The sequence below is a fragment of the Micromonospora qiuiae genome, from assembly GCF_016863555.1.
GTDB lineage: Bacteria > Actinomycetota > Actinomycetes > Mycobacteriales > Micromonosporaceae > Micromonospora > Micromonospora qiuiae.
In genome coordinates this window covers 41,278-64,264 of sequence record NZ_BOPC01000015.1, presented here as the reverse complement: position 1 = coordinate 64,264, position 22,987 = coordinate 41,278, and the positions used below count along the sequence as shown (strand labels likewise).

The window sequence follows — 22,987 nt, the reverse complement described above, 5'->3', positions numbered from 1 at the left end:
CCTCAGCCGGATGGTTGACGCGTGGCCGGCGTGGCCGCGTGGCGAGGTGGCCGCGTAGCGGGGTGGCGGGGTGGCGGGGCGGCGCGGTGCCGTGCGGCGGGGTGGCGGGGTGGCGGGGTGGCGGGGTGCCGCGTGGCCGGGTGGCCGGGTGGCCGCGTGGCGCTAGTCGCGGCCTTCGTGAGCGAGCAGCCATTCCTTCACGGGCAGCCCCCAGCGGTAGCCGCCCAGCGTCCCGTCGGTGCGCAGCACCCGGTGACAGGGGACGAAGAGGGCGGCGGCGTTGCGGGCGCAGGCCGCCGCGGCGGCACGCACCGCAGCCGGACGGCCCGCCAGTGCGGCGTACCCGGTGTAGGTGACCGGCTGGCCCGGCTTCACCCCGCGCAGCACCTCCCAGGCGTGCGACATGAACGCCCCGCCCGTGTGCTGCTCGACCGGTACCGCGTCGATCGCGGTCAGCTCACCGTCGAGGTACGCCGCGACGGCCGCAGTGACCGGGCCGAGATCGGGGCGCTGGCGGAGTTCGCCGCGCAGGCTCGCGTGGATCAACGGCAGCAGGTCCGCCGGATCAGGGGTGAAGCCGGCGGCCCGTACCGCGCCGTCCGGGCCGGCGAGGATGGTGAACGGGCCGGCGGGAGTGCCGAGGGTGGTGCTGTCGATGAACGTGCTGCGCACGCTTTCCTCCAAAGTCGTGTTCACGCTGCTCTCCAGAGTCGAATCACCGCGTACGAACGCCAGGGACGCCAACGGGCGGCGTACGCGTCAAGGGCCTTCGGGTAGTCGGGGAGGCTGAGGGCGGCGGCGCCCCGGCGCACCGCAAGATCGGTGGAGAGGAACGCGTCCGGGTCGCCGAGCGCACGCATCGCCAGGTAGCCCACTGTCCACGGCCCGATTCCGGGGATCGCCAGCAACTGCCGTACCGTCTCCTCCCGGTCCCCGCCCGGCGCCAGATCGAGCCCCTCGTCGACCACCGCCCGGGCCACCCCCCGAATCGCCTCCCGCCGCCCCACCGCCATCCGAAACCCCGAGTCCGGCACCTGCAGCACCTCCTCCGCACCAGGAAACCCCCGCATGGACTCACCCTCACCGCTGTTGACCAAGTGGTTTGCGTCATCGGCGCGGCGATTCTGAACGCAATCCTCTTGATCAACAACGCCCTGGGCGGCGGTCCGGGGGGTGGGAAGGTGGGCGAGGAGGTGGGTGAGGGTGGTGCGGGCTGAGGTGAGGGAGACCTGCTGGGTGGCGATGGCGCGGACGGCGATCTCGAAGCCGTCGACCGCGCGGGGAACGCGTACGCCGGGTTCGGCGGCCACCGCCGGGGTCAGGGCCGGGGCGGTGGCGAGGGTCTGGTCGATGGCGACCGGGTCCGCGTCGAGGTCGAACAGGCGCCGGCAACGGGCCACGGCGGGGGCCAGGTCGCGCAGGTCGGTCAGGCGCAGCGTGGCCGCGACATACCCGTCCGCCGGGGTCAGGGCCGCCTCGCCGGTGCCGTTCGGCAGCCGCAACCCCCGGCGGTACGTCCCGTCGCGTACCTCGTCCACCCCGGGCAGCGTGCGTCGGGCGAGAAAATCCAGCAGCGCGGCGGCGTGCAGCGGAGGACGGTACGCCAACCGCAGGGTGACCGTGCCCGCCCCACCGATCGTCGCCCGACGGCCAGCGCGCAACTGCGACGGTGCCACCCCGTAGACCTCGCGGACCGTGTCGTTGAACTGCCGGACGCTGCCGAACCCGGCGGCGAACGCGATCTCGGCCAGGCCCAGCCCGGTGGTCTCGATCAGCGTACGGGCGGTCTGTGCGCGTTGGGCCCGGGCCAGCGCCAACGGCCCGGCACCGAGTTCGGCCCGCAGCATCCGGTGCAGGTGCCGTTCGGTGTACCCGAGCCGAGCCGCCAGCCCCGGCACCCCGTCGCGGTCGACCACCCCGTCGGCGATCAGCCGCATCGCCCGCCCCACCACGTCGGCGCGGACGTCCCACTGCGGGGAGCCGGGGGAGGCGTCCGGCCGACACCGCCGGCAGGCCCGCAGCCCTGCGCTCTGCGCCGCCGCCGCCGAGGGAAAGAATCGGACATTCTGCCGCTTCGGTGTCATCGCCGGACAGGACGGCCGGCAGTAGATCCCGGTCGAGGTCACGCCGGTGTAGAACCAGCCGTCGAACCGCTGGTCACGGCTGTCGACGGCCCGGTAGCACCGCTCAAAGTCCAACTCCACACCACCGATCATGCGCCCACCCCCGAACCCGCATCTGGCGGCTTTCAGACCTGGCCGTTGTGTAAGGAAGGGCACCTTATTAACGCCTCGTGTAGAGGAAGGGCCCCGTATTAACAACCGGCACCGGCATCGGCACGGGCACGGGCATCGGCATCGGCACGGGCACCGGCACGGGCACGGGCACGGGCACCGGCACCGGCACCGGCACCGGCGTGCGCCGTGCGGCGTGCGGTGCGGCGGGCGTTCCGGCAGTGACCGGCAGCGACGAGCAGCCCTTCCGTGATGGCGCCAACGGTTCAGCTCGACAGGGCGGTGGGGGGTACACGTGTGCGGCGTACGGGAAAGTGTCGGTTGTGGTCGGTAGCGTGCGGCCATCAACTCAAGAAGGGGTACGGCGATGGTGAGCGTGGCGGGTCGGGCGGCGGCGTCTACAGACGGGCACCCACCGCTGGACACAGCCGTGGTCCAAGGTTTCTACGACCGGATGCGGGCGGTCGCTCCCGCCGCCGTCGGGGCCATCGAGCGGGACCGCGCCGGTGACCCGGGCCGGGCCTTCGGCGACACCGCCTGCGGCCGGCTGCTGCGCTCGCTGGACCGGGACGGCGTACGGGCGCTGGGCATGTGGGTGCACCACTGGTGCATGCGGTTCTACGACGACGACACCCGAGCCGGGCTCCGGCTGCTCCGGGAAATCGCCGGCCGACCGGGGCTGGGGTGGACGGCCGACGAGATCAACTGGATGCTTCGCGAGTCACGCACGGCCGGCTCCGCCGCCGACGCCAGGTTCACACTGCCGCTGGCCGCCGCCGCCGAGCTGGCCCCCACCGACCTGGCCCCCACCGCACTCCCCATCGGCATACCTTCCCCCCGAAAACCCCACCCGAACCCTGATCGTTGACGGCCCAGCCGCGCGACACGCCGTCGAGCGAGTAGCTCAGCCGTCACCGATCCGGTGGAGGGACGCCGGGGTGGGCGGCGAAGTCGCCCACCGCTGGGCATCAGCGTCGGGCAGCGGCGTAAGCTGGCTCGTCGTGAGTCTCACCATCGGCATCGTGGGCCTACCCAACGTCGGCAAGAGCACCCTGTTCAACGCGCTGACCAAGAACGACGTGCTCGCCGCGAACTACCCGTTCGCGACAATCGAGCCCAATGTCGGCGTGGTCGGGCTGCCGGACGAGCGGCTGGACAAGCTCGCCGAGATCTTCGGTTCGCAGAAGGTGCTCCCCGCCCCGGTGTCGTTCGTCGACATCGCCGGGCTGGTGCGCGGCGCCTCCAAGGGGCAGGGGCGAGGCAACGCCTTCCTCGCCAACATCCGTGACGCCTCAGCGATCTGCCAGGTCGTACGCGCCTTCTCCGATCCGAACGTGGTGCACGTCGACGGAAAGGTCTCCCCGGCGGACGACATCGAGACGATCAACACCGAGCTGATCCTCGCCGACCTCCAGACGCTGGAGAGGGCGCTGCCCCGGCTGGAGAAGGAGGCCAAGCTCCGCAAGGACCGGGCCGCCGCCGTGACCGCCGCGAAGGCCGCCGTCGAGGTCCTCGACAACGGCACCACCCTGTACGCCGGTGCCGCCGCCGCCAGGATCGAGCTGGAGCACCTGCGGGAGCTGCACCTGCTCACCACCAAGCCGTTCCTGTACGTCTTCAACGTCGACGAGGCCGAGCTCAACAACGCCGAGTTCCTTGACGAGCTGCGGGCGCTGGTCGCCCCGGCCGAGGCGATCTTCATGGACGCCAAGATCGAATCCGAGCTGGTGGACCTGCCCGAGGAGGAGGCCCGCGAACTGCTGGAATCGATCGGGCAGTCCGAGCCGGGGCTGAACCAGTTGGTGCGGGTCGGCTTCCGCACGCTCGGGCTCCAGACGTACCTCACCGCCGGGCCCAAGGAGGCGCGGGCCTGGACCGTCCCGATCGGCGCGACCGCGCCGGAGGCCGCAGGGGTGATCCACTCCGACTTCCAGCGCGGTTTCATCAAGGCCGAAGTGGTCTCCTTCGAAGACCTGGTTGCGGCCGGCAGCATGGCGGCGGCGAAGGCGGCGGGCAAGGTCCGCATCGAGGGCAAGGAGTACGTCATGCAGGACGGCGACGTCGTGGAGTTCCGCTTCAACGTCTGAGTCCGGCCCTTCGGGCGACTGTGGCCGGCGTCGGTGGTGCGCTGCTGCTCCTCGGCGGTGGCGCGTACCTGATCGCGGCCATATCCGCCTTCTTCCTGCTAGCCGTCGCCATCCGCATCGTAGCCCGATAGCCGTCTGTCGCAGCAAGATCTGCATCAGTCGAGGCGGTAGAGGCGGCGCTGATTGCATCGACCGGCAACCATGGCAGCCATTGATTCCTATTCAAGGAGGGGCACATGGGCATCGCTCGGCGGATACTGCTCGCGATGGCGCTCGCCGTCACCGCGACGTTGCTGGTGCCAGCGACGTCGGCCAGCGCCGCTGGCCAGCCGGTGACGATCTGTTTCCGGGTCGGCGAGTTCAACGGCATGCCGATCTTCGACTGCCACACGATTGTGCTGCCGGACTTCAAGCCGAAGCCGATCGGACCGGACGGATGCCTGTCCTGTCCGCCGGTCTTCGACCTGTGGGACCAGATCCACCCGAAGGAGCGTGTCGCGTATCTGGACCAGTTGGGTCGAGGGCTGTCGTTGTTGGGGGAGGCGGCGCAGTGCGGGGATCCCGGGAAGGCGGCGGCCCTGCGGAAGCTGGCGACGGAGAGCTTCCTGTCGTCGGCGAAGCTGTTGAACGGCTCGGCGGTGAAACTCGCCCAGGTCGGCTGGGCGGATCTGAAGAACGGGAAGTTCTACGCTGACCCGACTCCGCAGCCGAGCCTGGAAGCGAGCGGGCAGCACCTGGTGGCCGGGCTAGGGCTGATGCAGAAGTCGCTTCTCGACGTGCATCCGGAGACCAGCATCAAGGAGGCGATGGCTCGCTTCGACCTGGCGTACAAGGAGCTCGGAGCCCTTTTCGCCGGGTGATCTTTCAGCCGATTCCAGTGGCCTGATGCAAGATTGACACCAGGGCCTAGCGTCCACATCGGAGAGACGGCCGGCAGCGCGAGCGCCGGCCGCCTCTTCTGTCGGTATCGCATCTTCCAAGGAGGCCCCGGTTGACGACCACGACTTCCGTACGGAGCGGGCGCCGACCCGCGAGAGCCGCCCTCGCCGCCGCCACCGCCGTGGTGACCGCATCAGCCCTTGCGATCCTGCCCGCGTCGCCGGCCTCGGCCGAGCCGGCGCACCTGAACGACTGCCGCACCAACGCCCGGGCGAGCTACGTGGACGTCAACTCGTGGTTGGCCAGGGGCAACTACACCGACGCGTGGCGGGCACCCTACGGCATCCGGAGCGGGGACGCGCTCCAGATCAGCGCGACCGGCACCACCCGCATCGACTACTGGGGCGCCAACAAAAACGTCGAGGGCGACCCTCACCTGGCTCCCGCCGGGTGGCCGCTGCCCGGCGAGCGGCAGTACATGCTGATGGGCCGGCTCACCACCGGCTACGTGTGGCACGACGCGCGGAACCGCTACTACGAGCCGGAGGAGTGGTTCCCGGTGGGCGCCAACAGCGGCTGCCTCGGCATCGTCAGGTTCTCGGTGAGCGGCACGCCGAAGCTGCAACTCGGCATCAACGACCCGAACATCGGCGACAACGGCGGCGGCCCGTACGTCACGGTCCGCCAGTGGTGGTAACCGACAAACCCGTATCCCGCACAAGGAGACCATCGTGACAGCCACGACTTCCAAGCGCCGCGGGCGCTCGTTGATGAAGGCCCTCGCCGCCGCCACCGTCGCATTGACCACATCAGCTCTTGCCGTGCTGCCCGCCTCGCCCGCCGCGGCGACTCCGGCGCACGTGAACGATTGCCTCACCAACCTCCGGCCGAAATACGTGGATGTCGACCCGTGGCAGGCCAGGGGCAACTACTTCGACGTGTGGCGGGCGCCGTACGGCCTCGGCGACGGGGACGGGCTGCGCATCACCGCGACGGGTACGACGCGCATCGACTACTGGGGGACCAACAAGAATGTCGAGGGCGACCCGACTCTTGCACCCGCCGGGTGGCCGCTGCCCGGCGAGCGGCAGTACATGCTGATGGCCAGACTCACCTCCGGCTATGTGTGGCATCACGTGCGGAACCGCTACTACGAGCCGGAGGAGTGGTTCCCGGTGGGTGCCCACAGCGGCTGCCTCGGCATCCGCTTCATCGACGTGCCCGGGGGTATCACCGCGCCGAAGCTGCAGTTCGGCATCAACGACACGAACGTCTACGACAACGGCGGCGGCCCGTTCGTCACAGTCCGCCAGTGGTGGTGACCTGAACCCAGCCGCAGCAGGGATCTTGGTGCGAAAGTGCCCCCGGGAGGGCGCTATCGCACCAAGATCTCCATCAGCCGAGGCGGCTTCCCACCTGTTTTCGGCACTCCGCTGTTCGCTGGCCGACCCCACCGGAGCCGGGTGGTCACATCCAGATGTACTCCTCAGCGATGGCGCCATCGCGCCACTTCGCCACCGTCACCATCCGGCTGCCGTCTTCGAACTCGCCCACCACGCAGGTCCATTCGCCCGACCCGAAACCGATGGGGTGGGACTTGATTTGCACGGGTGTGCCGCCGGTTTGCTGGGCGAATGCCTTCATGGCGTCGATGTGCTCCTGGATGCCGTGGGTCGGTGGCTGCCCCTTCAGGTCCACGAGCACGTCATCGGTGTGGTAGTGAGCGAACACCCCATTCCAGTCCGCCGGGTTCCACCCCTTGAAGTCGAGCTCGTCCATGCCCTTCAGGTTGCGGGCGACCTGGTCATCGGCCATGACGCAACCTCCTTCCAGACCCTTGGCAGCACGTCTGGCAGTGAGCCTACGGAGACTTTCTGTATCAATCAGGCGAATACGGCGAGTCGGGCTCACCAAACGATGACCCGACCAACGTCCATGGCGCGGCACCAGCCGTCAGCCGGCGACGGATCAGCCGTTGCGGAGGGCGTCGTCGATGCCGGTTTCGCGGCGTCCGAGATGCACCGGGTCGCGGTGGGAGATTACGTCCAGCGCGGCCTTCACGCTGGCGCCGTACTCCCGGGCGGAGGCGATTTGCCAGGCCCGGCCGTACTCCCGGGTCGTCTCGTCGCCCACCCCGATGGCGTCCACGCCCAGGTGCCGGCAGATCGTGACGGCACGGGCCAGGTGAAACTGCTGGGTTACCACGGTCGCCCGCTCCACCCCGAAGATCCGCTTGGCGCGGGCACACGAGTCGTACGTGTCGAAGCCGGCGTAGTCGAGCACCACCTTGTTGGTGGGCACTCCCCGCTCGACGAGCCAGCGTTGCATCGCCTCGGGTTCGTTGTACTCGTGGCGCATGTTGTCGCCGGAGACCAGGATGGCCTGGACCTTGCCGGCGGCGTACAGCTCTCGGGCGATCTCCAGCCGGGCGGCGAGGAACGGCGCCGGCGTGCCGTCGGCCTGGACCCGGGTGCCCAGCACCAGCGCGACCGGCGCCTCGGGAACGCTCTGGACGGTGTACATCCGCCCTTCAGCGCCGGACCGGATCCAGCTCACGCTGCCCCAACTCGCGGCGGCCAGCACCACCGCGCCGACCGCGCCTGCCAGCACCGCCCGGCGCAACCAGCGACCACGGCCGTTCTCCCGGACCGCACGCAGCCGGCCCAGCAGGCACGTGCGAATCCCCATGCGGATCAGTATCCCAGTCCGCCGCCGAGCGCCGGCCGGAACCAGTCGCCGTTCGCCCGCCTCGTGCTACCTTCGGCCGCAGCGTCGCGTGTCGGTGGCAGGCCGTGTCAGGCATGGAGGCGCCGGACCGAAGGGAATCGATGACGATGTTCGTCGTACCTTCGTCCCTCACCTATGGGTGAGGGCGAGAAGACCAGGCTGGTGGCGTGGAGCAATGAGTTGCGCCGTGTGCACGACAGGCTTCGCGAAGCACTGACCGTGACCCAGCAGGCGCTGGCCGCTGGTGAGCCGGCTGAGCCGGCGACCAGAGAGTTGTTGTTGTTCTGTCACGGGTTCTGTGCGGCGCTGACCGCCCACCATGAGGGCGAGGACCGTGACCTGTTTCCGGCGATCGCCGAGCAGTACCCCGAGCTGCGGGAGACGCTGTATCACCTGCGTCAGGACCACTCGATGATGGCGCAGCTGCTGGCCGGGCTCCAGGCCGCGGTCGCCCGGGCCGCCCCGCCCGCGGAGCTGGCCCGGCACCTGGAGGGGCTGGCAGCAATCATGGAGTCCCATTTCAGGTACGAGGAACGCCAACTCCTGACCGTCCTGGATACCCTCTCCCTGGACACCCACCCGGATATCGTCCTGGGCCCACTCTAAGGATCTTGGTGCGAAACTCCCCCTGAAAGGGCGCCATCGCACCAAGATCTGCATCAGTTCCGGCGGTAGACGGAGATGTGGGAGGCGCTGTCGGGGGTGAAGGGGGTGCGGTTCCAGTCGGAGGTGTCAAACCGAGTTGGGCGAGATGGCTTGTTGCGGTCGTGGCGCGAGGATCTGGCTTCCGGTAACGTGCCACGGCATGACCGTCCCGGCTGCGCGGCTGAGCAGCCCGGCCGACCTGCTACCAACGAACTTGGATTCCCCCAGCACGGCCGGTACCTACTCGACCTTGATGAGGTCAAGGCGGCGTTCGTTGAGGCGGAAATCTTCCAGTCGTCCACGACGCGTCGCGACTGTTGGCAGGGCCTCCTCAACTACCTTCAGATGTGGCGATCGTTCGAGGATCGGCTCGGCCAGACCGTAGGTGATGAAGGACTGATCATCAGCCTGTGGCTCGGCGGAAGTTTCATCAGCACCGTCAAACTTGACCCCCGCAATGTGGATCTTGTGGTGTTCATCGACGGCGGCGCGCTGACCAGAGCCGACGAGCAGGGCATCAGACACAAGACCCAGATCAGCAAGCTGACGAGCCGGGGACATCTTGAGCGGTTACTGCGGGTAACGCCTACGGTCGTTCCTTATTACTACCCTGGGACGCCCTGGCAGAGAGACCCGTACGGCGGTGACCAGCAGCAGTACTTGGTCATGCGGGGATGCTTGGACGACTGGTGGACTCGGACGCGCCCCGAGGGGGAAGCTAGAGGGGCTCCAACACCTGAGAGCGGCAAGTGGGTTCGTGGCTACGTGGAGGTGAGGCTGACGTGAGCAAGCAACCTCGCCTTCGGCGTTCCGAACGCTCGCCCGCGTCTACGCCCGTTCACCCTGATGTAGACCTGGCCGAGGTTGACCGTCTGTGGGAAGCGATCGAGGCCCCGGAAGATCCGGCACTCTCAACAGACGAGATCTTCGATAGGAATTATTACGAGACGATCGCATCCTACGATGAGTCGACCCGACTTACCCGCCGACTCGACCTGACAGTGTCAGGGCAGGAAGTAAGCACTGGGAGCCTTGATATCGACATTGCGGAGGACATACTTCGCGCATTCTCGATGGAGGTCAACGGCGCAGCCAGCGCTCAAGGAGTTTCTGATGTTCCAAAACTGGAGCTTGCTGGAGTCTCGCGTGGTAGCGCCATCCTTCACCTAGTCGCTAAGGAAGACGAGAGCCGCCCGGCGAGCGACGAAATACCAATCACCGCAGACCATCTTGATGCCTTGCTTGAGCGCATCACTCGACTGCATGACGTTGCCGAAGGAGAGGGCGAACTTCCGACAGTTCGGCAATGCGGCGTCGCTCCTCAGAGGCCTGCACGAACTGACCAAAGCCTTGGACCAGCACAACCTGGACCTACGCATGCGATGGCGCTCAGGAACAGGAGTGCATCGGCAATCTTCTCTCACGGACCGCGCGAGAGCCCATGTCCGAAGCCAGTGGGAAGACCAGGTCGAGAGCGAAACACGGCAAATCGCCGGCCGAGTGATATCAATGGACCTCGGCGGCACATTCGATGTGAAAACCAGCACCGGCCGAGGGAAGCGATATGTGATCCACGTCGAAGGCGAGGAGAGCCTGTTGCGTCTCAACATCAGCCTCGGAGACCTGGTGCATGTGACCGTCGAATCCAAGACGCGTGTAAACCGGCTTGGTATCGCCAGCCCTCCTCGGTATGAATTTCTTGGTTTTGTTGCCTCGGAACCCACCCTCGACAACAGTTAGATTACGACCGTGCATGACGTCATCAACCTCGATCCGTTCAGAGGGTTTTGCTCCCTGCTTGGCCCTCTGAACGGGGGAGGTTGAGTCAGTCGACGAGGTAGTGGGCTTCGATGTAGGCGACGGTGGAGTCGTACGGCTCTCCTACCGGTTTCAACATGTAGCGGCGGAAGACGGCGGCGGTGGCGCGGCGGACGCCTCGGTTGCGGGCGTCTGCGTTGTCCCATGTCTGAGCGAGGGTTCGGGTGACGACTTGGTCGATTTCCTCGGCCAGGTTCCGCTCGGTGATGGTGAGGCCGGGCGGTGCGTGGTCGTGGATGATCCGTGACAGGACGCCTACGTGGTCGTCGTCCAGTACGACGACGGCTTCGTTGGGTGCAAACCGGCGGCGCCCGGATCTGGCCGAGAGTAGTACGCCGAAGCATTCGCGATCAATCCGCTGATCGTGCGCCGTCTCGCCAGGTCGCCCCGACCCCGTAACCACCAGATTAATCAACTCGGTTTCGGCGGAATGGCGGGATTCTGACGTCGGGATGCCACAACGCCGTCGAAACGGCGGCCACGTCACACCCTTCGCTACACGCGCCACTCCTACTCATAGACCTTGGACAGTTTCCGTTCCGGCTGAACGGAAACTGTCCAAGGTCTGCATACCGTCTCCTGCGATCTGGGAGACCCGGGGATAGCCCTGCGCTCGCCCCAACTTTGCACACCCGCAAGACAAGCGATGCGCGCTCATGGCGCGATTCGGGCACCGACTCGACTCCACCCAGCGTGAGTAGCGGAAGGGCGGCGCACCAGTTCGCCGGATTCGATCTGGTTGCGCACGAGGTCAGCGAGTAGACCGGGGTGTGCGAACGCGGATCGATGCTCATGTAGCCAGGCAGTTCAATCCGATGTGGGGCGAGTGAGTTCCACCTCGTCACCGGGGAGAACCTCGGTCCTGCCCTTGGCGTCGCGGATCTCCAGCACCGGCACCCCCTCGTCGAGTCCAAGGTGTTTGCGTTCGGCGCCGGTCGGCATCCGGGCGATCGCCGAGTTACCAGCGGCAAGCTCGATCTTCGTGCGCTCGGCGATTTCGCGTACGTAGCTGCCGTGCCCGCGCTGAGTGCGAACGAGTCCTTCGGAGCGCAGGAGCGCGACGGCCATGCGGACTGCCTCTCGGCCGATCCCGTACTCCTGTGTCAGCCGCGCCTCGCTCGGTAGGAGGCTGCCCGGACTGAGTTCGCCGGCTTCGATCCGTTGCCTCAGTAGGTCGGCAAGCTGCACATAGACCGGCGTGTGCGAACGCGGATCGATGCTCATACCGAATCAGCCTTGTCCCCCTAGGGCCAGACATCAGGACGCGCCCCCGTGGGGTTGTGCCCCTGACCTCACGTCCGTATAGTTCCAGTCACTTTCGGTGTGCGGATGAGAAATCAGGCGGCATCCGCCTCCGGTGAACTGCTCTGTGGCCGTACTGCCGTTGGGCTGCGGTCTCAGGGCTGTGGGCACCCGCCTGCCCGGGTTGGCGGGTGCCCACCTGACGAGGGCTACGCGGCGAAGGGGAACAGGTCATGCGCTTCTTCGGGCGAATCAGCCGGCGCGAGCAGGCCAGCCGGCACGAGCAGGCCGATCGGCATGCGCAGATCGGTCAACACCAGCAGGTTGGCCAACAGCAACGGGTCGGGCGGCATCAGCGCGTCGGGCGGCATGCGCTGGGTGGGGGAGTGGCGTCGGTGGGGCGGAACCAGCGGCCCGGGTACTACAGGTCGGCGGCCTGCCCGCCGTTGCGGCCCTGGCAGGTGCGGGCGTGGCGGTTCCGGGCCTGCCGGTTCGGGCGGCGAGGGCTTGACCCGAACGAGGTGCACGAGTTCCTCGACCGGGTGGCCGACGACCTGGCCGCTGTCTACGACGCGCTGGGCAACAGCGTGCAGGAGGCGGTCCGGTTCCGGGACGCGCTGCGCGGTTGGCAGTCCGAGCAGGCGCGTCGCCTGAACGCGGGAGGGCGGTACTGATGCCCGCGCGTCAGCGGTTCGTCATCCACCTGCCGGTGGTCGCCGGGGACCTGAGTGTCGCCGTACGCCTGGCTCGGGTGGTGGCCCGCTGGTCGAGTCTGCTCGCCGCGACCGACCCCGGCGAGACCACCGTGTCGGCCGAGGACGAGCAGGGCGTACGCCATCGGGTCTTCTGTGATCTGCGGCTGCCCGGCAATCGGCGCTGTCTGCTGCGGGCCGGCCACGACGGACCGTGCGCCCGGCGGGTGCGCCGATGAGCGGCCCGTTGGGAGAGCGTCCCGGACCGCCGACGGGCGGCCCGTTGGGAGAGACGCCGCTCGAGCCGTCGACTGCTCCGGTGATCGACTGTGCGACCTGTGCCGGCGCGGGGACTGTGACCGAGGCGTGCGGGTGTGCCGACGGTGGTGACCGGTTGCTGGTGGGGTGGCGGGAGGAGGTGGGGCGGGCGTACTCGGAGTGTCAGCTCTGCGGCGGCGTCGGTCGGGTGACCGGGGACTGCGTGGACTGCCGGCGGACCGGCCGGCGGCGGGCGCAGCTGGTGCTCACCGTCGCCGACCTGGACAGCGGCGCGGTGGCGTCGGCGAACGTCGTGCCGGGCAGTGCCGAACCGACCCCGGCCGCCCGGGGCGGGTGGTGCCTCGACCTGACCGCGCTGGTACGCGACCTGACCGCGATCGCCACCGGCACAGGCGCCGCCGCCGGCACGAGCACCACCAGCGCGGCCAGCGCCACGAGCGCCGCCACCACGAGCACCGCCGCTGACAGCGCTGTCACCGGCGAGGACGTGCTGCGGGAACGGAACCGGCCCTGGGAAGCGGCCACGCTGGTCGTGCCACTCGGTCGAGCGTGGCGGCCCGGCCTGCCGGCGCGGCGACGGTGGGCGTTGGAGGCCGAGGCGATTGCCCGGCACGTACACCGGCCCTGGTGGTTGCTGCTGGCCCGGTCGGCCGCCGCGCCCGCCGAGGAGCCGGACGCCCGGCTGGGACGGCTCTGCGAACTGGCCGACCTGTTCCGGCTCGACCTGGTGGTCGAGGCACGCCGGCACAGTCGTGGCGACCCGACCTGGCACGTGCGGTACGAGGTGCCCGGCGGGGAAGTGCCCGCACAGACACCCGCCCACTGGCCGGATTTGACCACGGCGGTCGCCGCGACCACGGCCGCCGACGCGCTGTTCGGGCTAGGGGAGCGCGGGTCGGGCGCACCCGCGTACACCATGTTGCCCAGCGACCGGGCGCGGACCGCGCGGCCGGAGGTGGACCTCGCGCGGCTCGCCCGCCGGGTCGCCGCCGACCTGCGCCGGGCGCAGGGGGCCCAGGCGCGGTCTGGCGGGACGGCCGCTGGTGGCACCTGCGGCTCGTGGTGGGCGGCAGCACGATGGTGCTCACCCAGCGGGACACCGGGCAGGTGGCGCGGCAGCCGGTCACCGTGCTGCGGCGCGTCGCCGAGCCGCCCGCGCCGAGCTGGCAGGGCGTGCCGATTCCGTACGCCTCGTGCCCCGACTGCGTGCCCGGCGGCCACCTGGTGCGCTGCGACTGTCGGGGCGAGGACGCCGCGGCCGAGCCGGACTGCCGGCTCTGCGGCGGGGCCGGGTTCGCGCCGGTGGCCGGCGGGTGCGCGCGTTGCCGGGGCAGCCGCCGCCGGTACGCCGCGCTCACCGTCACCGTGACCGACCTGGCGGGCCGCGCGGAGCACCAGCTGTGGCTGCCGGGCGACGGGCCCGAGGTGGGCCCCGACCATCGGCTCGACGGCCCGTACCGGCTCGCGGACCGGGCCACCGATTTCGGCGTACGACCGGAGGATCTCACCGAGGCCGACGGCGGCCAACCGCTCGCCTACGCGCTGCGGGAGGGGATGGTGCCGTCACCCGGACCGGACCCGCAGCGGCGGTTCGTGGCCTCGGCCGCCGCCGGTCGGCCCGGTGCCCGGCTGATTGTGGTGGCCCGCCGCCCGGACGTGCCGCCCCTGGCGGAGCTGGTCCGGCTCGCCCACGGGCTGACGCTGTCGGTGCTGGTGGCAGCCGGCGACGAGCGACCGGCCGGGCTGTCGTGGCGATGGTCGGTGTCGCTCGTGCACAACGGCACCGGACCCGGGCCGGGCGACCGGCCGCATCAGCCCACAGTCGAGGCGGCGGTCGACTTCTGCCTGCGGTTCCTGGACAACGTGGCGCGGGACGCGGTGCCACCCGACCCCGACGTGCCGATCCCCGTGCCGCAGGCCCCGGCCAACGCCGCGCCACCGGACCCCGTGCCCGGAATCGAGGTGCTGGCGTCACAGCACGCCGGCGGTGAGGTGGCGGTGGAACTCGGCCAGCATGCCTGCCGGGTCCACCTGCGCGGACCATCGGGCTGGCGGCAGATCGCCTGCGCGGCGACGCTCGGCGCGGCGCTGCGCGGGCTGGGCCTGGTCAGCTGACGGTGACCACGGCGCTACCCGGCATGCAGCTACCTGTGTCGGGGGTGGCGGTGATCCTGGCGACGGCGCCGGCGCTGCCCGGTGCGGCCGACACGGTGATCCGGTGTTCCTGGTTGCCGGGCGGCGAGACGGTCGGCGTGACGCTGACCCCCGGGTCGCCGGTCACCGTCAGGATCAGACCGGGCGTGCTGCCGCAGACCGACACGAACGTCATGGTCGTCGAGCCGCCCTCGGGGACCTGCACCTGCGACGGACAGCCGATCACCATGGCCGCCGGGGGTGGCGGCGCATGCCCGAAGTTGACCGTACGCGAGTCGGCGGTAGCGGCCGGGGAGACGGTGACGACCCGCGCGAAGGTGGTGTGTCGTGCGGTGCCGCGCAGCGCCGGGTGGCTGGGCGGAACGTCGATCGCGTACGGCGCGTGGGCGTCGCTGCCGACGAACTGGCCGTTGACGTAGAACTCGACCCGATCGATGGTGCCGACCCGGGTGCTCGCCTCGGCGGTCAGCCGGACCGCGCACACCGACACGAGGATCGCGCCCTCGCCCGGGCTGGTCAGTGTCACCTGCGGCGCCGGCCGCGGCCTTCCGTTGGTGGCGGCTGGTCCGGTGGCTGCGGCGGCGGCTGCTTCGGCGGTGGCGGCGTGGGCCGGTCCGGTGGCCGCGACGGTGGCCAGGACGAGGGCGGCAACCGCGCCCGCGGCTGCCCGCCGCCAGCTTCGACGTGTTTCACAGTGGTGCGACGACTGGGGCATTGGGCTGGTCCCTCCGACTCTGCGGGCGCCCGCCCGCGCACCTCACTCTCGTGCTTGGCATCTTCGCACCGAAGATTATCGATGCATAGAGTCGGTTCGTCGCTCAGCTGATGTAGTGCAAAATCACGTTGTGCACGTGGTGGCTCTTCTGGTCACCCCGGAACTCCACCTCGTAGGTGTGACTACCGACGTGGATGGCGATGGCGCCGGTGGAGAAGAACGAACCGCCCCAGGACTTGTTGCTGACCACGCTCACGCTGGTGATCTTCGAGTACGGGATGCTGGTGATCGCGTACCGCTTGCCGATGAACGAGCGGTCCTGGATGATCACGCGCCGGTCGGTCAGCCCGATGAACCCGGTGCCGGTGCCGACAGCGTCGTACACGGCGATGATCTGTTCTCCGTCGAGCAGGCCGCTCTGGATCTGCTGGAACTGTTCCTTACGGTCGTACGTCGCGTTGGCCATGCGCCTCACGGTAGGCGGCCCGCGCCAGCCACCCGATCTTGCTGGGGGGCAGCCTGATCAGGCGATCCGGTCGGTCTGGTTGGCGTCGCTGGCGTGGATGGTCTGGTTGGCGTGGCTGGTGTCGTGGTCGGCCTGGTTGGCGTGGACGGTCTGGTTGGCGTCGCTGGCGTGGATGGTCTGGTTGGCGTCGCTGGCGGCGCGGACGAAGGCGCGGATCCGGGCGGTGGTGCGGTCCTTCCGCCAGACCAGACCACGCTGGATCGGCGGCGCGTCACGGATCGGCACGTACGCCACATCGGGGCGCGGGTGGTAGCGGCGGGTGTGCTCGCCGACGGGCAGCACACCCCGGCCCAGGGCGACCAGCGTGAGCATCTCGGAGAAGGTTTCGCCCACCGGTCCCTTCGGCACCGGGCGGCCGGCCGGGGTGTGCTCCGGCGTACGGTCGCGTTTGAAGCTGGCGGAGGTGGCCGCCGGATACTGGACCACCGGGTGGTCGCCGAGCACCTCCAGCGGGACCGACGCCCGCCGGGCCAGCGGGTGCCCGGCCGGCACCGCGAGGACCCGGGGCTCCTCGATCAGCGGCGGGCCGCAGGCCATGCCGTCGAAGGGGTACGCGGCGATGAGCAGATCGACCGACCCGTCCTCCAGGCTGCTCCGGGAGCTGTAGAGCTGCACCTCCCGCACCTGGACCTGGCACTCCGGGTGCCGCTCGGTGAACAGCGCGACGGCCTTGAGCAGCACCGGCGCGGTCCACTCGCCGAGAAAGGCGACGCACAGCCGCCCGGTCACGCCGCGTCCCGCCTCGGCGGCCCGGCGGACCGCCTCCTCGATCCCGGTGACCAGCGGCGCAATGTCGTCGGCGAGCTGCCGGCCGATCGGGGTGAGCCGGACGACCCGGCTGGTACGCGCGAACAGCGGTGCGCCGATGCGACGTTCGAGTGCGCGGATGACCTGGCTGACCCGCCCGGTGCTGATCCGGAGGCGCTCGGCCGTCCGGCCGAAGTGCAACTCGTCGGCGAGGGTCAGGAAGGCCTCCAGCTCGTGGCGTTCCAGCACGTCGCCTCCCGTCGTTGAGTCTCGCTAAACAATAGTGCTGCGATCGGGTCTTGGTCTGGGTGCGCGTCCGGCGGAGGCTGAGACGGACACACCGATCTGAAAGGGAACACCATGAACCTATGGCGAGGGCAGGACGTGCCCGACCCGTCCGGCCGGCTCGTACCCGGCGCACGGCGGCTGGCTTCGGTCAAGCTGCGGACCGCCGCCGACGTCGACCAGGAGCTCTTCACCGGATGGCTGCGCCGGGCGTACGAACTGGAGGCGCTGTGAATGCCGCGCGAGTAATCGGATTCGACCACCTTGTGCTCGCCGTCGCCGATGTGGAGCGCTCCCTCGACTTCTACTGCGGCCGGCTCGGCCTGGCACCGGTCCGGGTCGACGAGTGGCGTGCCGGGAGGGCCCCGTTCCCCTCTGTCCGGGTGAGCCCGGAAACGATCATCGACCTGGTCAAGGGGGAGCGGGGCGGAACGAACGTCGACCACTTCTGCCTGGTGGTCGAGCCGCTGGACTGGGCGGATGTCGTCGCCTCCGGCGTCTTCACCGTCCTGGAGGGGCCGGTTGGCCGCTTCGGTGCCCGGGGCAACGCCACTTCCGTGTACGTGCGGGACCCGGACGGCAACTCCGTCGAACTGCGGTGGTACCCGCAGGACGTCGACCGGTAGCGTCCAGCCCCGCTCACGTCCCACCGGATGCGGGCGGGCCTGACCGGTCGCGCCGTTACGGTCAGGACTCGGTGACCGCTCGGTATGCGTCCTCGATGCGGGCCGCCAGCAGGACCTCGCCCTCGGTGAGCGGGGTGCTGCCGTGCCCGACGCAGATTTGGGTGCGGTCGGCCCGCCGACTGATGTCCGGCCGCAGATGCAGCGCGTCGGCGACCACCTTGACCCGCTCGGTCAACGCCGCGTGCTGGGTGTCGTCGATGACCAGGGTGCGTCGGATCTGCTCGCCCTCGCGTTTCCACCCGTTCAGTAGGGTGAGGGCGTCGCTGAGGTAGTCGTGCTTCGCGCGACCGCCGAACAGCGCACGCATCACCGCGCCTCCCAGGCTTCGTTGCCGGCTTGTGGCCAAATCGTCGCCGCCCCGTGTCTTGTCGGTGCCTCTAGTTTTACGTCGCACGGGGGGTGTGTCCACGCCCACACTTCTGGGATTCCTGGCCTGATGGTCAACCACGCTACCCAAACCGCCATTTGATCTGGCACGCTGGACGCCCGTGCAGACCGAACGGCCTAATAGTGGCGGGCAGGCCGCCCGGCGGGATCTGAAAGTTGTCGTCGGCGCGGCCATTATCGAGGATGGGCGGGTGCTGGCCTGCGCCCGGTCCGCCCCACCCGAGGTGGCGGGCAGGTGGGAGTTCCCCGGCGGCAAGGTCGAGCCGGGAGAGAGCGAGATAGCGGCGCTGGTGCGCGAATGCGCCGAGGAACTCGGCGTGCGGGTGGAGGTCGGCGAGCGGGTCGGCCGCGACGTCCGGATGGCGCACGGCCGCTCCGTGCTCAAGGTGTACGCGGCCCGCCTGCTGCACGGCGACCGCCCCCAGCCCCTGGAGCACTCGGAGCTGCGCTGGCTCTCCGCCACCGAACTCGACACGGTCCCCTGGCTCCCCGCCGACACCCCCATAGTCGCCGCCCTCCACCCCCTCCTCTAACCACCCCCACCCCCCTCCCCACCCCCCTCCCCACCCCCCTCCCCACCCCCCTCACCCCCTCCCCACTCCGTTGATCATGAGGTTAGCGGCGAAGTTGATCTCCTTTACTGCCGCTAACCTCATGATCAACGGGGTCGGGCAGGGGGTGGGGTGGGGTGGGGGTGGGGTGTTAGGGGCGGGGGGTGGAGAGGGCTTGGCGGACTATCCAGGGGATGTAGGCGGGGTCCAGGGTGTCCTGCCAGGTGAAGCGGAGGACCGTCCAACCGGCGTTGACCAGCCGGTTCTGGCGGCGGCGGTCGGCGAAGAGCGCCTCCGGGGTGCCGTGCACGCCTCGGCCGTCCGCCTCCGCGATCACTCTTGGGGCGCGCCAGCCGAGGTCGCCGATGCCGAGCAGGTATCCGTCGTCGTCGCGTACCTCCAACTGCAACACGTCTGGCGGCACCCGGCCATCGACGCAGCGCAGCCTGGCGCGGGTCTCCAGCGGAGACTGGGCCCGCCCATCCGCCTCCGCGAGGTAGCCACGAGCGGCTACCGCGCCCCGCCGGCGCCTGATCCGGCGCGCGATCGACGACAGATCGTCTTCGCTCAGCAATCCTCGGTTCAATGCCGAGTCCAGCACGCAGACGGCCGGGTAGCGCCCGGCGCGCAGGATGACGTCGCTGACCGTGGAGATGGGGTCAGTGAGCCGCAATCCGCTCAGACTGACCAGCGATTTCGCCGGGTGCTCAAGTTGGTGCAGCACGACGTTGGGTTGCCCGACCCGCACCCGTTTGGCGGCTGCCCCCGGTAGGCCGACGTGGATCTCGTCGGACGACGGCAGGCCGGCAATGTCGTGGAGCTCGGCAGCGGTGCCGAGGACAGCATGCGCAGCTGGCCCCAGCGACAGCAGTACGGCCCGGATCTGCTGGCGCCGGGACGGCTCCACCGCCGCGACGGGCTGTGGGAGGTAGACGGCTCGGGCGAGCGACTGCCACCGCCCGAAGGCGACAAGGTTGTCGACCTCGTGCCGGGTGAAGCCGTGCTCCAGTGCCTGCTCACGGCAGACGAGCCCATCCTGCCGCCCCGCAATCCAACGCAGTCGCCCCTGTCGATCCACCACCCCCGGAGCCTGGCGTACCGCCACCGCCCACCGCAGCCCCTGTGGATAACCCCCACCCCAACCCCTGTGGATAGCCCACCCCCACCCGCCCAACCGGGCGGTTGATCATGAGGTTAGCGGCAGTTTAAGAGATCAACATCGCCGCTAACCTCATGATCAACGCAGAGAGGGGGAGAGGGAGAGGGAGGGGGTTAGTGCTTTTCGTCCTGTTGGGGGTGGGCGAAGTTCAGGTGTTCGGGAGGGAGGGGGAAGGTGACGTCGTCGCCGAAGGGGGAGGGGGCTGCGGCGCGGTCGAAGGTGAGCTCCGTCAGGGGGAGCCGGCCGCTCGCGTCCACCGCGGGGGCGGTCGGCTTCGGCACCTCACGGTGCCAGTTGACACCCTGCTGGGCCTGCGTCTCCGACTTGGCGTCGTGCGAGCCACCCGCGTGCGAGTGGGTACCGCCACTCGGAGCGTGCGAGCGCACGGCGCCTGGGGAGTGTTCGCTGGTCACGAAGGTCTGAGGCACCTGACCCCTCCGGAAGATCTTGCTGCCGAGCCACACAAGTGGATCGTACCTGCGGTCGACGACCCGTTCCTTCATGGGGATGATCCCGTTGTCGGTGATCTTGATGTGCTCGGGGCAAACCTCGGTGCAGCACTTGGTGATGTTGCAGAAGCCCAAGCCCTGTTCTGACTGCGCGTACTCCTTGCGGTCGCTTTTGGTGTCCAGCGGGTGCATGTCCAGCTCGGCGGCGCGGATGAAGTACCGCGGCCCGGCGAAGGCCGATTTGTTCTCGTCGTGGTCACGGATCACATGACAGACGGTCTGGCACAGGAAGCACTCGATGCACTTGCGGAACTCCTGCGAGCGTTCCACGTCGACCTGCTGCATCCGGTAGTCCCCGGGGGCCAGGTCGGCCGGCGGCGCGAAGGCCGGGGTCTCCCGCGCCTTCTCGTAGTTGAACGACACGTCGGTGACCAGATCCCGGATGACCGGGAAGGTACGCAGCGGGGTCACCGTGATCGTCTCGTTCTCCTCGAACGTCGACATCCGGGTCATACAGCCGAGCTTGGGCAACCCGTTGATCTCCATGGAGCAGGAGCCGCACTTGCCCGCCTTGCAGTTCCACCGGCAGGCCAGGTCGGGCGCCTCGGTGGCCTGCAACCGGTGGATCACGTCGAGGACGACCTCGCCCTCGTTCACCTCGACCGTGTAGTCCTGCAGGTCGCCACCGTCGGCGTCGCCTCGCCAGATCCGGAACTGGCGCTTCGTACCCATCAGCGATTCTCCTTCTCGGCGGCGCCGGCACCGGCGGCATCGGCGGCGGTGGCAGCAGCGGCGGCCTTGGCGTCGGCGGCGGCGAGGGCGTCGAACTCGGCGAGCTCCTCGTCGGTGAGGTACTTGGCCAGCTCCGCGCGGTCGAACAGGCTGATCAACTCGGTGCGCATCTTCGGCAGCGGCTTGCGGTCCAACCGGACGGTGTCGCCCTCCAGCGAGCAGACCAGGTTGATCCGTCGCCACTGCGGATCCATCGTGGGGTAGTCCTCGCGGGTGTGTCCGCCGCGCGACTCGCGGCGTTCCAGCGCCGCCTTGGCGGTGCACTCCGAGACGACCAGCATGTTGCGCAGGTCCAGCGCCAGGTGCCAGCCCGGGTTGTAGCGCCGGCCGCCGGACGCGCTGACCTTCGCCACCCGCTCGCGCAGCTCGGCGAGCCTGCCCAAAGCGTCCTCCAGCTCGTTTTCCCGCCGGATGATTCCGACCAGATCCCCCATCACCGCCTGGAGGTCCTGCTGGAGGGTGTACGGGTTCTCGCCGGTGTCCCGCTGCAGCGGCGCCAGCGCCGTCTCCACGGCGGTCTCCACCATGCTCACCGCGACCCGGGGCCGGGCGGCGAGCTGGTCGACGTAGGTGGACGCGTGGCCCCCCGCCCGCTTGCCGAAGACCAGCAGGTCGGACAGGGAGTTGCCGCCGAGCCGGTTGGAGCCGTGCATGCCGCCGGTGACCTCACCGGCGGCGAACAGACCACGCACCGAGCCGTACGCGGCGCCGCTGTCCGGGTCGACCTCGATGCCACCCATCACGTAGTGGCAGGTCGGGCCGACCTCCATCGGCTCCTTCGTGATGTCGACGTCGGCCAACCCCTTGAACTGGTGGTGCATCGACGGCAGGCGACGGCGGATCTCCTCGGCCGGCAGGCGCGAGGCGATGTCCAGGTAGACGCCGCCGGCCGGCGTACCCCGACCCGCCTTGACCTCGCTGTTGATCGCACGGGCGACCTCGTCGCGGGGCAGCAGCTCCGGCGGGCGCCGGTTGTTGTCCGGGTCGGTGTACCAGCGGTCCGCCTCCTCCTCGGTCTCCGCGTACTGCTTGCGGAAGACGTCGGGGACGTAGTCGAACATGAACCGCTTGCCCTCGGAGTTCTTCAGGATGCCGCCGTCGCCGCGTACCGACTCGGTGACCAGGATGCCCTTGACCGAGGGCGGCCAGACCATGCCGGTGGGGTGGAACTGGAGGAACTCCATGTTGATCAGGGTCGCCCCGGCGCGCAGCGCCAGCGCGTGACCGTCCCCGGTGTACTCCCACGAGTTCGAGGTGACCTTGTAGGAGCGTCCGACACCGCCGGTGGCGAGCACCACGGCGGGTGCCTCGAAGAGGATGAATTCGCCGGATTCCCGGTAGTAGCCGAAAGCGCCGGCGATCCGGTCACCATCGAGCATCAGCTCGGTGATGGTGGTCTCGTCGAAGACCCGGATCCGCGCGTCGTACGAGCCGTGCGTGCGCCTGTCCTCCTGCTGCAGCGAGACGATCTTCTGCTGGAGGGTGCGGATCATTTCCAGGCCGGTCCGGTCGCCGACGTGCGCCAGCCGGGGGTACTCGTGGCCGCCGAAGTTGCGCTGGGAGATCTTGCCGTCCTTCGTACGGTCGAACAGCGCGCCGTACGTCTCCAGCTCCCAGATCCGCTGCGGGGCCTCCTTGGCGTGCAGCTCGGCCATCCGGAAGTTGTTGAGGAACTTGCCGCCGCGCATGGTGTCGCGGAAGTGCACCTGCCAGTTGTCCCGGCTGTTCACGTTCCCCATGGCCGCGGCGGCGCCACCCTCGGCCATCACCGTGTGCGCCTTGCCGAACAGCGACTTGGAGATGATGGCGGTCTTCTTGCCGGCCAGCCGGGCCTCGATCGCCGCGCGCAGGCCGGCGCCGCCGGCCCCGATAACGACGACGTCGTAGTGGTGTCGCTCGATGCGAGTGGTAGTGGTCGTCATGTCAGAAGGCC

At 69.4% G+C, this 22,987-nt stretch carries 29 protein-coding genes; 15 read left to right on the top strand and 14 right to left on the bottom strand.

Annotated features, from left to right (window positions below):
* Positions 1–162: 162 nt before the first annotated feature.
* Both Vqi01_RS06305 and Vqi01_RS06300 read right to left on the bottom strand, forming a co-directional pair.
* Positions 163–657 carry a methylated-DNA--[protein]-cysteine S-methyltransferase gene (locus Vqi01_RS06305; RefSeq protein ID WP_372444321.1) on the bottom strand — a complete coding sequence of 165 codons (495 nt, stop codon included), beginning with the start codon at positions 655–657 and terminating at the stop codon, positions 163–165.
* 35 nt (positions 658–692) lie between these two features.
* The gene (locus tag Vqi01_RS06300) at positions 693–2,204 is read right to left on the bottom strand and encodes a DNA-3-methyladenine glycosylase 2 family protein (RefSeq protein ID WP_204033642.1); all 1,512 of its coding nucleotides are present in this window, start codon (positions 2,202–2,204) and stop codon (positions 693–695) included.
* Positions 2,205–2,601: 397 nt separating this feature from the next.
* Here Vqi01_RS06300 and Vqi01_RS06295 point away from each other — a divergent pair, with 397 nt between their 5' ends.
* From Vqi01_RS06295 to Vqi01_RS06275, 5 genes are all read left to right on the top strand, one after another.
* Complete coding sequence (locus Vqi01_RS06295; RefSeq protein WP_239098223.1) at positions 2,602–3,102, top strand: hypothetical protein; 501 nt, start codon at positions 2,602–2,604, stop codon at positions 3,100–3,102.
* A 133-nt stretch (positions 3,103–3,235) separates the two neighbouring features.
* Positions 3,236–4,321: a redox-regulated ATPase YchF gene (ychF, locus tag Vqi01_RS06290; protein WP_204033594.1), complete on the top strand. Its 1,086-nt coding sequence runs from the start codon at positions 3,236–3,238 to the stop codon at positions 4,319–4,321.
* Between the two features lie 236 nt (positions 4,322–4,557).
* A complete protein-coding gene (locus tag Vqi01_RS06285) occupies positions 4,558–5,181 on the top strand; it encodes a hypothetical protein (RefSeq protein ID WP_204033593.1) in 624 nt (207 codons plus the stop codon).
* A gap of 131 nt (positions 5,182–5,312) precedes the next feature.
* Positions 5,313–5,897 carry a hypothetical protein gene (locus Vqi01_RS06280; protein WP_204033592.1) on the top strand — a complete coding sequence of 195 codons (585 nt, stop codon included), beginning with the start codon at positions 5,313–5,315 and terminating at the stop codon, positions 5,895–5,897.
* A 34-nt stretch (positions 5,898–5,931) separates the two neighbouring features.
* A complete protein-coding gene (locus Vqi01_RS06275; protein WP_204033591.1) occupies positions 5,932–6,522 on the top strand; it encodes a hypothetical protein in 591 nt (196 codons plus the stop codon).
* 145 nt (positions 6,523–6,667) lie between these two features.
* On the opposite strand, the gene Vqi01_RS06270 is transcribed toward Vqi01_RS06275, so the two are convergent.
* Positions 6,668–7,015 (bottom strand): hypothetical protein, encoded by a 348-nt coding sequence (locus tag Vqi01_RS06270; protein ID WP_204033590.1) that lies wholly within the window; start codon positions 7,013–7,015, stop codon positions 6,668–6,670.
* A gap of 153 nt (positions 7,016–7,168) precedes the next feature.
* A complete protein-coding gene (locus Vqi01_RS06265) occupies positions 7,169–7,888 on the bottom strand; it encodes a SanA/YdcF family protein (protein ID WP_204033589.1) in 720 nt (239 codons plus the stop codon).
* 174 nt (positions 7,889–8,062) lie between these two features.
* Here Vqi01_RS06265 and Vqi01_RS06260 point away from each other — a divergent pair, with 174 nt between their 5' ends.
* The 3 genes from Vqi01_RS06260 (at position 8,063) to Vqi01_RS06250 (ending at position 10,312) form a co-directional block, all read left to right on the top strand.
* Positions 8,063–8,533 carry a hemerythrin domain-containing protein gene (locus tag Vqi01_RS06260; RefSeq protein WP_204033587.1) on the top strand — a complete coding sequence of 157 codons (471 nt, stop codon included), beginning with the start codon at positions 8,063–8,065 and terminating at the stop codon, positions 8,531–8,533.
* A gap of 75 nt (positions 8,534–8,608) precedes the next feature.
* Entirely contained in the window at positions 8,609–9,358 is a 750-nt protein-coding gene (locus tag Vqi01_RS31520; protein WP_372444319.1) for a DUF6932 family protein, read from the top strand.
* Positions 9,359–9,835: 477 nt separating this feature from the next.
* Positions 9,836–10,312, top strand: coding sequence for a hypothetical protein (locus Vqi01_RS06250; RefSeq protein ID WP_204033584.1), 477 nt, complete (start codon positions 9,836–9,838; stop codon positions 10,310–10,312).
* 85 nt (positions 10,313–10,397) lie between these two features.
* Here Vqi01_RS06250 and Vqi01_RS06245 read toward each other — a convergent pair whose 3' ends face one another.
* The 3 genes from Vqi01_RS06245 to Vqi01_RS30605 form a co-directional block, all read right to left on the bottom strand.
* Positions 10,398–10,898: a hypothetical protein gene (locus Vqi01_RS06245; RefSeq protein WP_204033583.1), complete on the bottom strand. Its 501-nt coding sequence runs from the start codon at positions 10,896–10,898 to the stop codon at positions 10,398–10,400.
* Between the two features lie 299 nt (positions 10,899–11,197).
* The gene (locus Vqi01_RS06240) at positions 11,198–11,614 is read right to left on the bottom strand and encodes a GntR family transcriptional regulator (protein WP_204033582.1); all 417 of its coding nucleotides are present in this window, start codon (positions 11,612–11,614) and stop codon (positions 11,198–11,200) included.
* 227 nt (positions 11,615–11,841) lie between these two features.
* The gene (locus tag Vqi01_RS30605) at positions 11,842–12,003 is read right to left on the bottom strand and encodes a hypothetical protein (RefSeq protein WP_239098222.1); all 162 of its coding nucleotides are present in this window, start codon (positions 12,001–12,003) and stop codon (positions 11,842–11,844) included.
* Between the two features lie 24 nt (positions 12,004–12,027).
* Between Vqi01_RS30605 and Vqi01_RS06235 the strand changes: the two genes are divergently transcribed.
* From Vqi01_RS06235 to Vqi01_RS06220, 4 genes are all read left to right on the top strand, one after another.
* Positions 12,028–12,306 carry a DivIVA domain-containing protein gene (locus Vqi01_RS06235; RefSeq protein WP_372444318.1) on the top strand — a complete coding sequence of 93 codons (279 nt, stop codon included), beginning with the start codon at positions 12,028–12,030 and terminating at the stop codon, positions 12,304–12,306.
* Positions 12,306–12,563 (top strand): hypothetical protein, encoded by a 258-nt coding sequence (locus Vqi01_RS06230; protein ID WP_204033579.1) that lies wholly within the window; start codon positions 12,306–12,308, stop codon positions 12,561–12,563. Before Vqi01_RS06235 ends, Vqi01_RS06230 begins: the two co-directional genes overlap by 1 nt.
* Positions 12,564–12,643: 80 nt before the next feature.
* Positions 12,644–13,972, top strand: coding sequence for a hypothetical protein (locus Vqi01_RS06225; RefSeq protein ID WP_204033578.1), 1,329 nt, complete (start codon positions 12,644–12,646; stop codon positions 13,970–13,972).
* Positions 13,969–14,718, top strand: coding sequence for a hypothetical protein (locus Vqi01_RS06220; RefSeq protein ID WP_204033577.1), 750 nt, complete (start codon positions 13,969–13,971; stop codon positions 14,716–14,718). The genes Vqi01_RS06225 and Vqi01_RS06220 overlap by 4 nt, the downstream gene beginning before the upstream one ends.
* Here Vqi01_RS06220 and Vqi01_RS06215 read toward each other — a convergent pair.
* The 3 genes from Vqi01_RS06215 to Vqi01_RS06205 all read right to left on the bottom strand — a co-directional run bounded on the left by Vqi01_RS06215 (position 14,711) and on the right by Vqi01_RS06205 (position 16,994).
* Positions 14,711–15,472 (bottom strand): Ig-like domain-containing protein, encoded by a 762-nt coding sequence (locus Vqi01_RS06215; RefSeq protein ID WP_204033575.1) that lies wholly within the window; start codon positions 15,470–15,472, stop codon positions 14,711–14,713. The genes Vqi01_RS06220 and Vqi01_RS06215 overlap by 8 nt on opposite strands.
* A gap of 103 nt (positions 15,473–15,575) precedes the next feature.
* Complete coding sequence (locus Vqi01_RS06210) at positions 15,576–15,938, bottom strand: PH domain-containing protein (RefSeq protein ID WP_204033574.1); 363 nt, start codon at positions 15,936–15,938, stop codon at positions 15,576–15,578.
* 57 nt (positions 15,939–15,995) lie between these two features.
* Complete coding sequence (locus tag Vqi01_RS06205; protein WP_204033573.1) at positions 15,996–16,994, bottom strand: LysR family transcriptional regulator; 999 nt, start codon at positions 16,992–16,994, stop codon at positions 15,996–15,998.
* A 111-nt stretch (positions 16,995–17,105) separates the two neighbouring features.
* On the opposite strand from Vqi01_RS06205, the gene Vqi01_RS06200 reads away from it, so the two are divergent.
* Both Vqi01_RS06200 and Vqi01_RS06195 read left to right on the top strand, forming a co-directional pair.
* Positions 17,106–17,264: a hypothetical protein gene (locus tag Vqi01_RS06200; protein WP_204033572.1), complete on the top strand. Its 159-nt coding sequence runs from the start codon at positions 17,106–17,108 to the stop codon at positions 17,262–17,264.
* Positions 17,261–17,656, top strand: a complete 396-nt coding sequence (locus Vqi01_RS06195; protein ID WP_239098219.1) for a VOC family protein — start codon at positions 17,261–17,263, stop codon at positions 17,654–17,656. The genes Vqi01_RS06200 and Vqi01_RS06195 overlap by 4 nt, the downstream gene beginning before the upstream one ends.
* A gap of 61 nt (positions 17,657–17,717) precedes the next feature.
* On the opposite strand, the gene Vqi01_RS06190 is transcribed toward Vqi01_RS06195, so the two are convergent.
* Entirely contained in the window at positions 17,718–18,023 is a 306-nt protein-coding gene (locus Vqi01_RS06190; RefSeq protein ID WP_204033570.1) for a 4a-hydroxytetrahydrobiopterin dehydratase, read from the bottom strand.
* Between the two features lie 181 nt (positions 18,024–18,204).
* Here Vqi01_RS06190 and Vqi01_RS06185 point away from each other — a divergent pair, with 181 nt between their 5' ends.
* Positions 18,205–18,636 carry a (deoxy)nucleoside triphosphate pyrophosphohydrolase gene (locus Vqi01_RS06185; protein WP_204033568.1) on the top strand — a complete coding sequence of 144 codons (432 nt, stop codon included), beginning with the start codon at positions 18,205–18,207 and terminating at the stop codon, positions 18,634–18,636.
* Between the two features lie 169 nt (positions 18,637–18,805).
* On the opposite strand, the gene Vqi01_RS06180 is transcribed toward Vqi01_RS06185, so the two are convergent.
* The 3 genes from Vqi01_RS06180 to Vqi01_RS06170 all read right to left on the bottom strand — a co-directional run bounded on the left by Vqi01_RS06180 (position 18,806) and on the right by Vqi01_RS06170 (position 22,976).
* Positions 18,806–19,735, bottom strand: coding sequence for a PDDEXK family nuclease (locus Vqi01_RS06180; RefSeq protein ID WP_239098218.1), 930 nt, complete (start codon positions 19,733–19,735; stop codon positions 18,806–18,808).
* A 191-nt stretch (positions 19,736–19,926) separates the two neighbouring features.
* Positions 19,927–20,994: a succinate dehydrogenase/fumarate reductase iron-sulfur subunit gene (locus Vqi01_RS06175; RefSeq protein ID WP_204033567.1), complete on the bottom strand. Its 1,068-nt coding sequence runs from the start codon at positions 20,992–20,994 to the stop codon at positions 19,927–19,929.
* A complete protein-coding gene (locus Vqi01_RS06170) occupies positions 20,994–22,976 on the bottom strand; it encodes a fumarate reductase/succinate dehydrogenase flavoprotein subunit (protein WP_239098217.1) in 1,983 nt (660 codons plus the stop codon). Before Vqi01_RS06170 ends, Vqi01_RS06175 begins: the two co-directional genes overlap by 1 nt.
* Positions 22,977–22,987 lie beyond the last annotated feature (11 nt).

Bases quoted from the DNA above. Each gene is read 5' to 3' on its own strand.
- Vqi01_RS06295 (WP_239098223.1), top strand. From the start codon at position 2,602: ATGGTGAGCGTGGCGGGTCGGGCGGCGGCGTCTACAGACGGGCACCCA.
- Vqi01_RS06265 (WP_204033589.1), bottom strand. From the start codon at position 7,888: ATGGGGATTCGCACGTGCCTGCTGGGCCGGCTGCGTGCGGTCCGGGAG.
- Vqi01_RS06260 (WP_204033587.1), top strand. From the start codon at position 8,063: ATGGGTGAGGGCGAGAAGACCAGGCTGGTGGCGTGGAGCAATGAGTTG.
- Vqi01_RS06190 (WP_204033570.1), bottom strand. From the start codon at position 18,023: ATGCGTGCGCTGTTCGGCGGTCGCGCGAAGCACGACTACCTCAGCGAC.
- Vqi01_RS06270 (WP_204033590.1), bottom strand. From the start codon at position 7,015: ATGGCCGATGACCAGGTCGCCCGCAACCTGAAGGGCATGGACGAGCTC.
- Vqi01_RS06250 (WP_204033584.1), top strand. From the start codon at position 9,836: ATGACGTTGCCGAAGGAGAGGGCGAACTTCCGACAGTTCGGCAATGCG.
- Vqi01_RS06175 (WP_204033567.1), bottom strand. From the start codon at position 20,994: ATGGGTACGAAGCGCCAGTTCCGGATCTGGCGAGGCGACGCCGACGGT.
- Vqi01_RS06210 (WP_204033574.1), bottom strand. From the start codon at position 15,938: ATGGCCAACGCGACGTACGACCGTAAGGAACAGTTCCAGCAGATCCAG.
- Vqi01_RS06240 (WP_204033582.1), bottom strand. From the start codon at position 11,614: ATGAGCATCGATCCGCGTTCGCACACGCCGGTCTATGTGCAGCTTGCC.
- Vqi01_RS06170 (WP_239098217.1), bottom strand. From the start codon at position 22,976: ATGACGACCACTACCACTCGCATCGAGCGACACCACTACGACGTCGTC.
- Vqi01_RS06230 (WP_204033579.1), top strand. From the start codon at position 12,306: ATGCCCGCGCGTCAGCGGTTCGTCATCCACCTGCCGGTGGTCGCCGGG.
- Vqi01_RS06215 (WP_204033575.1), bottom strand. From the start codon at position 15,472: ATGCCCCAGTCGTCGCACCACTGTGAAACACGTCGAAGCTGGCGGCGG.
- Vqi01_RS31520 (WP_372444319.1), top strand. From the start codon at position 8,609: ATGTGGGAGGCGCTGTCGGGGGTGAAGGGGGTGCGGTTCCAGTCGGAG.
- Vqi01_RS06200 (WP_204033572.1), top strand. From the start codon at position 17,106: ATGAACCTATGGCGAGGGCAGGACGTGCCCGACCCGTCCGGCCGGCTC.
- Vqi01_RS06285 (WP_204033593.1), top strand. From the start codon at position 4,558: ATGGGCATCGCTCGGCGGATACTGCTCGCGATGGCGCTCGCCGTCACC.
- Vqi01_RS30605 (WP_239098222.1), bottom strand. From the start codon at position 12,003: ATGCCGCCCGACGCGCTGATGCCGCCCGACCCGTTGCTGTTGGCCAAC.